The following is a 6089-nucleotide window of genomic DNA, read 5'->3' on the forward strand; positions in this document are numbered from 1 at the left end:
ACATCCCGGGCGCGGTGTCGGCACCGGCGGCGGGGAACCTCGACGGCGACGGCCGGTTCCTCCCGGCCGACGAGCTCCGCGCGCGCTTCGCCTCGCTCGGGGTCGACGTCGACCACCCGGTCGCGGCCTACTGCGGCTCGGGCGTCAACGCCGCGCACGAGGTGGCCGCGCTCGCCGTCGCCGGTATCGAGGCGGCGCTGTACCCGGGGTCGTTCAGCCAGTGGTCGAACCACCCGGAACGGCCGGTCGCGACGGGGGCATCGCCCGGCGGCGACGCGTAGTCCTGCTATCCCTCCACGACCTCGCCGTCGGCCGGGGCCTCCGGGCGACGGCCGATCCCGATGAGCGTCGTGATGTCGACGGATGCCACGCCGCGCTCCTCGATCGCCGCGAGGTAGTGGTCGCGCACGTCCTCGATCGCCACCTCGTCGAGGTCGCCGAGCATCGCGCGCATCCCGGTCCCGACGACGAGGGCCCACGACACGTCCGGCGTGAGGTCGAGATGCCGCGGCACGGCCTCGGCGCGCACGTCGACGAGCCCGCGCTCGACGAGCCAGTGCGCGAGTCCGCCCGCCGTACCGGCGCCGGGCATGGCGGGTCGGTCGTCCTCGTCGAGGGTCGGCACGCGCGCGTCGTCGTCCGGCAGGACCGCCGCGAGCACCTCCGGGAGCGGTTCGAACGCGCCATCCGCCCACACCGTCACCGCGACCCGCCCGCCGGGTCGGGCGCACTGCACGAGGTGCTCGACGCCGGTCTCCACCTCGTCGAAGAAGAACACCCCGAGCACGCACTGCACGAGGTCGTAGCCCGTGTAGGGCCAGGTCGACGCGTCGGCCACGTGGACCCGCAGCCAGGGCACGTGCTCGCCCGCACGCTCGCGCAGGGCCGCCAGCATCGCGTCGGAACGGTCGACCGCATCGACGAGTCCGCCCGGCCCGACGAGCTCCGCGGTCGGCAGGGCCGAGGCACCGGCACCCGCGCACGCGTCGAGCACGCGCTCGTCGAAGCGCGGCGCCGCGCGCAGCACCGTCGCCCGCGAGATCGGGTCCCACAGCACCTCGTCGAGCTCGGTGAACGTCGCGGCCGCCTCGCTGAACACGGCGGCGACGTCGGGCTCGGTTCCGACTTCCCCCATGTGCACATTGTGACTCCCGCGTCACGCATCCGTGAAGACTCAGGCAATCGAGACATCCGCCGTGCAGACTTGAGGTTCACGTCTGCTTTCGAATCTGAAACGAGTACCCTCCATGAACCGTGCCCTGCGTCGTGGCGCGCCCATCGCGCTCGCATCCGTGGCCGCCCTGCTCCTCGCCGGATGCGCGGGCGGCGGCGAGGCCCCCGAGCCCACGTCGACGGATGCCGCCGCGGCCTGCCTCGAGGTCGAGGCCGGCGAGCAGAGCGACGGCATCGAGGTCTTGGGCGACTTCGGCGCCACCCCGACCGCGACGTTCGACGCGCCGCTGGAGGCGGACGAACTGCAGCGCACCATCGTGATCGAGGGCGACGGCGACGCGACCGTCCCGGGCGACCAGGTGAGCGCCCAGGTCACCGCGTTCTCCGGGAGCACCGGCGAGCAGATCTTCTCGCAGCCCGCCACGCTCGAGCTGGAGGAGGGCACGCTCTACGACGGCTTCCGAGCGGGTGCCGACTGCGTCCCCGTCGGCTCGCGCGTCGTCACCGTCGCACCGGCCTCCTCGATCTACGGCGACGAGGGCAACGAGGGCATCGGCGTCGCGCCCGGCGAGACGCTCGTCATCGTGACGGACGTGCAGGAGCTCGTCCAACTGCCCGTGCCGAGCGAGTGGACCGAGGACGTCCCGACGGTCGAGTACGACGCCGACGGCGCCCCGACCGTGACGATCCCCGACGCCGAGCCGTCCGACGAACTGCTCGTGGCGGTCCTCGAGGAGGGCGACGGCGACGTCGTCGCCGAGGACGACGTCGTGACCGTCGACTACCAGGGCGTCGTCTGGGAGACCGGCGAGGTCTTCGACCAGAGCTTCGGCAACGCGCCCGTGCCGTTCTCGATCTCGGGCGTGATCCCGGGCTTCGGTGCGGCGCTCGTCGGCCAGCCGGTCGGCACGAAGCTGCTCGTCACCATCCCGCCGGCGCTCGGCTACGGCGAGGAGGAGTCCTCCAACGGCCTCGGCGGCCAGACCCTCGTCTTCTACGTCGAGATCACGGAGACCCGCGCCGACGGCTGACCCGTCACCGGCTCGCCGCGCCCGCGGCTCGGCGAGCCGATGCAGCCTGCTCGAGTTCGGCGGCGATGACGCTCACGCCGTCGACCTCGGCGATGCGGCGCGCCATCGCCCGGGCGCGCTCGCGGAAGGACGGTTCGGAGAGCACGCGGTCGACGGCGGCCCGGACGGCGGACGGCGTCGGGCTCCCGGTCCGCAGGGTCAGCCCGGTCCCCGTCCACTGGACGCGCATCGCGACGTCGGGCTTGTCCTCCGTGTCGCCCGCGGCGACGATCGGGACGCCGTGGCTCAGTGCGTACTGGGTGCCGCCGAATCCCGCATTCGTCACGAAGACGTCGGTCTTCGGCAGCAGCAGGTCGTAGGGCAGGAACTCGGCCGCACGGGCGTTCGCGGGAAGCTCGCCGAGTTCGGAGACCGGCCGTCCGCCCGTGGCGGCCACGACGAGCACGTCGCGGTCGGCGAGTGCGTCGAGCGTCGGGCGGATCAGTCGGGTGAAGTCCTTGTTGTCGATCGTGCCCTGGCTGACGTGCACGACGGGCCGGTCGCCGTCGAGGTCGGGCCACCAGTCGGGCAGCCCGGCGGGCGCGGGCGACGGCGGCAGGACGGTGCCCGCGAACCGCACGTTCTGGCTGAGGTCGCTGCGCGGGTACTCGAACTCCGCGGGCGAGAGCTGCAGGAAGCGATCGCACCGCGTCGTGAAGTCGAACAGGAACTCCTCGAGTCCCGGCCGGCCGAGCTCGCGCACGGTGCGATCGGCGAGCGCCTGGGTCCTGCGGAAGACCACCTTCGCGACGAGCGCGTTCAGGACCCGGTTCCGCAGTCGCCCGACGGCGTCGGAGCGGGGCGGCAGGCCGAGCCCGCCCGGCGCGGTGTCGACGCTGCGGTGCGAGAGCGGGATGACGCCGACGCCGATGACCGGCGGACGTGAGGCGGGGTCGTCGAACAGCAGCGGGATGACGCCGGTGAAGGCGGCCTCGTGGAGGATCGCGTCGGGTGCCAGTTCCGAGATGAGCGCTTCGAGCGCGCGGAACTGCTCCGGCATGGGCCGCACGAAGATCCGCTGCACGTCGTACTCGAGCTTCGCGATGCCGTGGTGCCGGTCGCGTTCCGGCAGGTGGTCCTGGATGACCCGGTCGTCGAAGTCCGCGACGCCGGTGAGCGCACGATGGCGCGCGCCCGCCGCCTCGACCGCGTCGCGGAACCGCGAGCCGGTGAGCACGGCGACGTCGTGGCCGCGCGCGACGAGGTCGTGGGCGATGGCGATGACCGGGGCGGCGTGACCCTGGATGGGGCTCGCGCAGAGCAGGTACGTGGACATGTCGGTGACTTCCTGGAACGACGGGATCGCCCCGCAGGGCGGTCGTGCCGGCATCGTTCGACGGCACCCGGCCGACGCTACGGCCGCGCGTCCAGCGGAGGATCAGGGATATCCATGGAGATCCGGAGGGTTGCCACCGAGACTCGGGAATGCCCCGGTCAGCCCGGATGTTGTACCTGTATCCGGCACCCCTATGGCCGGACGGAATGGAGGACGAGTGGGCATCAGCTACGTCGAGTTCGAAGACGATGCCGGCATCCTGCGCCGATACCGCAAGCACGTGAACGGTCGCGGCCTCGTGGCGACGACCGCGAAGGTGGACGCAACGGCATTCGTCGACCCGACCGCATACGTCGATCCCGGTGCGGAGGTGCAGCGGGGCGCGACCCTGTCGCACGGCGCCTGGGTGGAGCAGGACGCGATCGTCGCGGAGAACGCGACGATCGGCGTGAACGCACGCATCGGCCGCGGTGCCGTGATCGGCCGCTTCGCCGTCGTCGGGCCGTACGCGGCCGTCGGCGCCGGAGCGCGAGTGCAGAACGGCGCACGCGTGCCGCGCGAGGCGACCGTCGCCGAGGGCTCCGAGCATCGGGCCTCGGGCGACGACCTGCGCCGCCTCGGCCTCGCGGCCTGAGCGCGCATCGAGCAGCGGATGCCCCGGGCGCACGCCCGGGGCATCGTCATGTCCGGCCGACCCGCGCGACCCGACTCGCTCGACGGACGGATGACGTGACGCGCTCGGCCTGCGAGGATCGAGGCATGGCGAACGAACGCGAGCCCAGGCATCCGTCGACCGCCCCGGACTGGTGGAAGTCCGCCGTGGTCTACCAGGTGTACCCACGCAGCTTCCAGGATTCCGACGGCGACGGGATCGGCGACCTCCGCGGGATCCTCCAGCGCCTCGACCACCTCGAACGCCTCGGCGTCGACGTGGTGTGGCTCTCGCCGATCCACCGGTCACCGCAGGCGGACAACGGGTACGACATCAGCGACTACCGCGACATCGACCCGACCTTCGGCACGCTGGCGGACTTCGACGCGCTCGTCGCGGCGATGCACGAGCGCGGCATCCGCCTCGTCATGGACCTCGTCGTGAACCACACGTCCGACGAGCATCCGTGGTTCGTCGAGTCGCGCTCGAGCCGCGAGAACCCGAAGCGCGACTGGTACTGGTGGCGTCCGCCGCGCGAGGGCGCGCACGGCGGCGATCCCGGCGCCGAGCCGACCAACTGGGAGTCGTTCTTCTCCGGCTCGACCTGGGAGTGGGACGAGTCGACGGGGGAGTACTACCTCCACCTCTTCGACGTGAAGCAGCCCGACCTCAACTGGGAGAACCCCGAGGTGCGGCACGCGGTGTACGAGATGATGCGCTGGTGGCTCGACCGCGGCGTCGACGGCTTCCGCATGGACGTGATCAACCTCATCTCGAAGCATCCGCACCTGCCCGACGGCCCGGTCCGCGCGGGCCGGCGCTTCGGCGACGGCGGCGCGGCCTACACGAACGGGCCGCGCCTGCACGAGTTCATGCAGGAGATGCACCGCGAGGTGTTCGACGGGCGCGAGGGCCTCATCACGGTCGGCGAGACGCCCGGCGCGACGATCGAGGAGGCGATCCTCTTCACCGATCCCGAGCGGCGCGAGGTCGACATGGTCTTCCACTTCGAGCACGTGGGCCTCGACCACGGCGCGACGAAGTTCCACCCCCGGCCGCTCGCGCCCGGCGAGCTCGCGGCATCCCTCGCCAAGTGGCAGGAGGGCCTCGCCGACCGCGGGTGGAACAGCCTCTACCTCGAGAACCACGACCAGCCGCGCTCGGTCAGCCGCTTCGGCGACGCCGAGGCGCACTGGTACTCGTCGGCGACCGCGCTCGCGACCGTGCTGCACCTGCAGCGCGGCACGCCGTACGTCTACCAGGGCCAGGAGCTCGGCATGACGAACGCGCCGTTCGCGAGCCTCGACGAGTACCGCGACGTCGAGTCGCTCAACGCGTACGCCGAGGCCGTCGCGAGCGGCACGGCCGTGGCCGACGCGCTCGACGGGCTGAGCCTGATGAGCCGCGACCACGCCCGCACGCCGGTGCAGTGGGATGCCACGCCGAACGCGGGCTTCACGAGCGGCATCCCGTGGCTCGCGGTGAACCCGAACCACGCCACCATCAACGCCGCCGCCCAGGTCGGCGACCCGGGGTCGGTGTTCGAGTACCACCGGCAGCTCATCGCGCTCCGACACGGACGCCCCGTGGTCGCCCACGGCTCGTTCGTGCGGGTGGATGCCGGGCACCCGGCGATCTTCGCGTTCGAGCGGGTGCTCGACGAGGACCGCCTGCTCGTCGTGGTGAACCTCTCCTCGGTCGAGCACGACCCGGTCTTCCCCGAGGGGCTCGCGTATCGCTGGCGGGACTCGCTGCCGGTGCTCACGAACACGCTGCCCGACGCGCCGGGAGCGTTCGACGCGCCGCTCGGTCCGTGGGAGGCGCGGGTGAGCTCACTCGCCTGAGCGCCCGCGCGCCCGGCGCCCCGACTACGCGGCGAGGCGCTCGGCGAGCAGCTCGAGCGTGCGGACCCGGCCGG

The 6089-nt window shown here is 72.4% G+C and carries 6 protein-coding genes; 4 read left to right on the top strand and 2 right to left on the bottom strand.

All coding sequences use genetic code 11. The features are described 5' to 3' along the window. A partial coding sequence (locus ESO86_RS09785) for a sulfurtransferase (RefSeq protein WP_277985223.1) occupies positions 1 to 281 on the top strand: 281 nt, incomplete at its 5' end. A gap of 5 nt (positions 282 to 286) precedes the next feature. Here ESO86_RS09785 and ESO86_RS09790 read toward each other — a convergent pair. Further along, entirely contained in the window at positions 287 to 1135 is an 849-nt protein-coding gene (locus ESO86_RS09790; RefSeq protein WP_129234731.1) for a class I SAM-dependent methyltransferase, read from the bottom strand. 112 nt (positions 1136 to 1247) lie between these two features. Between ESO86_RS09790 and ESO86_RS09795 the strand changes: the two genes are divergently transcribed. Next, a complete protein-coding gene (locus ESO86_RS09795; protein WP_129234732.1) occupies positions 1248 to 2204 on the top strand; it encodes an FKBP-type peptidyl-prolyl cis-trans isomerase in 957 nt (318 codons plus the stop codon). 4 nt (positions 2205 to 2208) lie between these two features. Here ESO86_RS09795 and ESO86_RS09800 read toward each other — a convergent pair whose 3' ends face one another. Further along, positions 2209 to 3519, bottom strand: a complete 1311-nt coding sequence (locus ESO86_RS09800; protein WP_129234733.1) for a glycosyltransferase — start codon at positions 3517 to 3519, stop codon at positions 2209 to 2211. Between the two features lie 217 nt (positions 3520 to 3736). Between ESO86_RS09800 and ESO86_RS18800 the strand changes: the two genes are divergently transcribed. Next, the gene (locus ESO86_RS18800) at positions 3737 to 4153 is read left to right on the top strand and encodes a transferase (RefSeq protein ID WP_165307607.1); all 417 of its coding nucleotides are present in this window, start codon (positions 3737 to 3739) and stop codon (positions 4151 to 4153) included. Positions 4154 to 4278: 125 nt separating this feature from the next. Beyond that, positions 4279 to 6015 carry a glycoside hydrolase family 13 protein gene (locus tag ESO86_RS09810; RefSeq protein WP_129234735.1) on the top strand — a complete coding sequence of 579 codons (1737 nt, stop codon included), beginning with the start codon at positions 4279 to 4281 and terminating at the stop codon, positions 6013 to 6015. Positions 6016 to 6089: the final 74 nt, after the last annotated feature.

The sequence above is a fragment of the Agromyces binzhouensis genome (assembly GCF_004135055.1).
In the GTDB taxonomy this organism is placed as follows: Bacteria; Actinomycetota; Actinomycetes; order Actinomycetales; family Microbacteriaceae; genus Agromyces; species Agromyces binzhouensis.